Origin of the sequence: Mesorhizobium sp. M7A.F.Ca.US.014.04.1.1 (assembly GCF_003998745.1) — a bacterium.
Taxonomy (GTDB): Bacteria; Pseudomonadota; Alphaproteobacteria; order Rhizobiales; family Rhizobiaceae; genus Mesorhizobium; species Mesorhizobium ciceri.
In genome coordinates this window covers 1-3,252 of sequence record NZ_RZRW01000613.1, presented here as the reverse complement: position 1 = coordinate 3,252, position 3,252 = coordinate 1, and the positions used below count along the sequence as shown (strand labels likewise).

Annotated in this window: 3 protein-coding genes; 2 read left to right on the top strand and 1 reads right to left on the bottom strand. The window is 65.0% G+C overall.

Features of this window, described 5'->3' with window-relative positions:
- On the bottom strand, positions 1–1,134 hold a 1,134-nt coding region (locus EOA22_RS28610; RefSeq protein WP_164755924.1), incomplete at its 3' end, for an aldehyde dehydrogenase family protein.
- Positions 1,135–1,275: 141 nt separating this feature from the next.
- On the opposite strand from EOA22_RS28610, the gene EOA22_RS28605 reads away from it, so the two are divergent.
- The gene (locus EOA22_RS28605; protein ID WP_013533144.1) at positions 1,276–2,019 is read left to right on the top strand and encodes a glucose 1-dehydrogenase; all 744 of its coding nucleotides are present in this window, start codon (positions 1,276–1,278) and stop codon (positions 2,017–2,019) included.
- Between the two features lie 25 nt (positions 2,020–2,044).
- Complete coding sequence (locus tag EOA22_RS28600) at positions 2,045–3,145, top strand: isocitrate/isopropylmalate dehydrogenase family protein (protein WP_063167474.1); 1,101 nt, start codon at positions 2,045–2,047, stop codon at positions 3,143–3,145.
- The last annotated feature ends 107 nt before the right edge of the window (positions 3,146–3,252 follow it).

The window sequence follows — 3,252 nt, the reverse complement described above, 5'->3', positions numbered from 1 at the left end:
GTCGTAGGGCCCGCCGGTCAGTCGCGAGCCGCCCGCCATCAGTTCCGCGCCTTCGTCGCGGCCGGCCTTGATATAGCCCACCACCTTGCCGGCCTGCCTGGCATTGATGAGCGGGCCGATTTCGGTTTCCGCCTCGATGCCATGGCCGATGCGAAGCCTGCCGGTAAACTCGGCGACCCGGCGCACGAATTCGTCATGGATTTCGCGGGCCACGAAAAGCCGCGAACCGGCGATGCAGATCTGGCCCGAATGCACGAACACAGCCATCGCGGCGACAGGAACCGCCTTGTCGATGTCGGCATCGCGGCAGACGATGATCGGCGATTTGCCGCCGAGCTCCAGGGAAACGCGCTTGAGGTTGGTCACGCCCGCCCGCGCGATGGCCTGGCCGGTCAGCGTCGAGCCGGTGAAGACGATCTTGTTGACGTCGGGATGTTCAGCGAGCCGCGCCCCGGCCTCTGTCCCGGTGCCGGTGACGACGTTGACGACGCCGTCGGGAACGCCGGCCTCCTGCATCAGCCTGGCGATCAGCAGCGGCGTCAACGAAGCATCCTCCGAGGGCTTCAGCACGATGGTGCAGCCGGTGGCGAGCGCCGGCGCGATCTTCCAGATCGACGCCGCGGTCGGAGCGTTCCAGGGGATGATCGCGCCGACAACGCCTACCGGCTCGCGCCTTGTGAACGAGACGATCTCGCCGGGGATCGAATTGTCTATGGATTCGCCATGCAGCGCGGTCGCCATGCCCGCATAGAAGCGCAGCATGCCGATGACGCGCCGCCGGTTGGCGAGCGTGCGCGTGATCGGCAGTCCCATGTCGAGAGTGTCGGAAACGCTGAGTTCTTCCCAATGGGTCTCGAAGAGATCGGCGATGCGCAGAAGCACGCACTGCCGCTCGTAGGGCGAGAATTTTGACCACGGCCCTTCGAAGGCCGTGCGCGCAGCGTCCACCGCCGCATCGATGTCGGCCGCCGAGCCACGCGGCACGGTGGCCAGCACTTCGCCAGTCGCCGGGTTGAGCGCCTGCATCTCCTGGCCGGATTGTGCCGGAACCCACTTGCCGCCGACGAACATCGGCCGGAATTCGCCATGGTAGAGCGCCGTGGCCTTCGCCCGCGGGTCGAAATTCAGCGTCATCTCTTCCTCCTCACAATTCCGTGGCGACTATGACTCCCACGCCGGTCGACCTCAAACAAGGAAAGCTAAAAGGGCGTTCAGATAATCGGACTGTGCAATGCACGCGACTTCCCCGATGGTGCCGGCAACGGAGGAACAGATATGAGACTTGCTGGCAAGGTCGCTATCGTCACGGGCGGCGGTTCGGGATTTGGCGAAGGCATCGTCAGGAAATTCGTCACCGAAGGTGCGCTGGTCGTGTTGATGGACCGTGATGAGGCCGCCGCGGCTCGCGTTGCTGCCGAAGCCGGCGAAAATGTGCGGCCAATCACTGGCGACGTCTCGACACTCGGAAGCTTCGAAGCGGCGGCAGACCTGGCCCGCTCGGCCTTTGGCGGTCTCGACATACTGGTCAACAATGCCGGCGTGGCCCAGCCGCCCTTGGCGCTCGAGACGATGGACGAAGAGATGTTCGACCGGATCGCCAACGTCAACATGCGATCCATCTACAATGGCGCCCGTGCGGTCGTCGCGCATTTCAAATCCATCAAATCAGGCGCCATCCTCAACGTCGCCTCCACCGGCGGCGTCTCGCCGCGCCCGAATTTGACGTGGTACAATGCTTCCAAAGGCTGGGCGATTGCCGCCACCCGGGCCATGGCCGTGGAACTCGCCCCCTTCGGCATCCGCGTCAACGCCATCAATCCGGTTGCCGGCGACACGCCACTTCTGTCCACTTTCATCGGCTCCGGCGAAGAGAACCGCGCCCGCGTCGTCGCCACCATTCCGATCGGCAGGCTGTCTACGCCGGCGGACATGGGCAACGCCGCGGCATTCCTGTGCTCCGACGAGGCCAGCATGATCACCGGCGTCGACCTCAACGTCGATGGCGGCAAGTGCATCTGAGCGTTAGACCATTTGGGAGTTGGCGATGAAGCCTGTCTACGAAATCGCCGTGGTGCATGGCGACGGCATCGGCCCGGAAGTCTGCGCCGCAGCGGTTCAAGTGGTGAAAGCAGCGCTCGGTCCCGGCAGCCCCTTGCACTTCAGCGAATACCCGGCCGGAGCCGAGCATTTCCTGAAGACCGGCCAGAGCTTTCCCGAGCCGACCTTCCAGGCCTGCCGCGAGGCGGACGCCATCCTGCATGGTGCGGGCGGCTTGCCGGGCGTCATCCATCCCGATGGGACCGAAGCAGGCCTGGATTTCACGCTGAGGCTGCGCTTCGAACTCGATCTCTATGCCAACATCCGCCCCGTCAGGCTTTTCGAGGGCGTGCCGAGCCCGTTGAGCGGAGTGAAGGCCGGCGGTATCGACTACATCATCTTGCGCGAGAACAGCGAAGGGCTTTACGCCGCGCGGGGATCGGGCGCGCTGTTGCGCGGCGAAGTGGCGGTCGACACGCTGGTGCAGACCCGCTCCGGCATCGAGCGCATCGCACGCAAGGCCTTCGAACTGGCGCGCCAGTCGGGCGGCGCGCCCCGTGACGGCGTGCGCCGGGTGACCTGCTGCGACAAGGCCAACGTGCTGCGCAGCTATGCCTTCTTTCGCTCCGTCTTCGACGAAGTGGCGAAGGACTATCCCGATATCGCGACCGAGCACGCGCTGGTCGACGCCATGGCGATGCATCTCGTGGTGAAACCGGGCCATTTCAACGTCATCGTCAGCGAGAACATGTTCGGCGACATCCTGTCCGACCTCGCCGCCGCGACGGTGGGCGGGATGGGCATGGCGCCTTCAGCCGAGATCGGCGCGGCCAACGGCTTCTTCCAGGCCGCGCACGGCTCGGCGCCCGACATTGCCGGCCAGGGTATCGCCAATCCGTATGGGACGATCCTGTCGGCAGCCTCGATGCTCGACTGGCTCGGCCACAAGCATGGCGACGAGAGACTCAACCAGGCCGCAGCGCGCATCCGTCGCGTGACCGAGGACTGCCTGGCCAACGGGCTTCTGAGCGCCGATCTGAAAGGCAGGGCGTCGACCAGCGAGATAACCCGTTCGGTCTGCGACCGGCTCGCTGCCGGGCGCGACTGATATGACCAAGCCAAGGATAAATCTTGTTGGACCTGGCAAGGTCGGCCAGACGCTCATGCGCCGGATATTCTTCATCGCCGGCCGGCACAGGGTCCAGACCTGAGATG

Bases quoted from the DNA above. Each gene is read 5' to 3' on its own strand.
- EOA22_RS28605 (WP_013533144.1), top strand. From the start codon at position 1,276: ATGAGACTTGCTGGCAAGGTCGCTATCGTCACGGGCGGCGGTTCGGGA.
- EOA22_RS28600 (WP_063167474.1), top strand. From the start codon at position 2,045: ATGAAGCCTGTCTACGAAATCGCCGTGGTGCATGGCGACGGCATCGGC.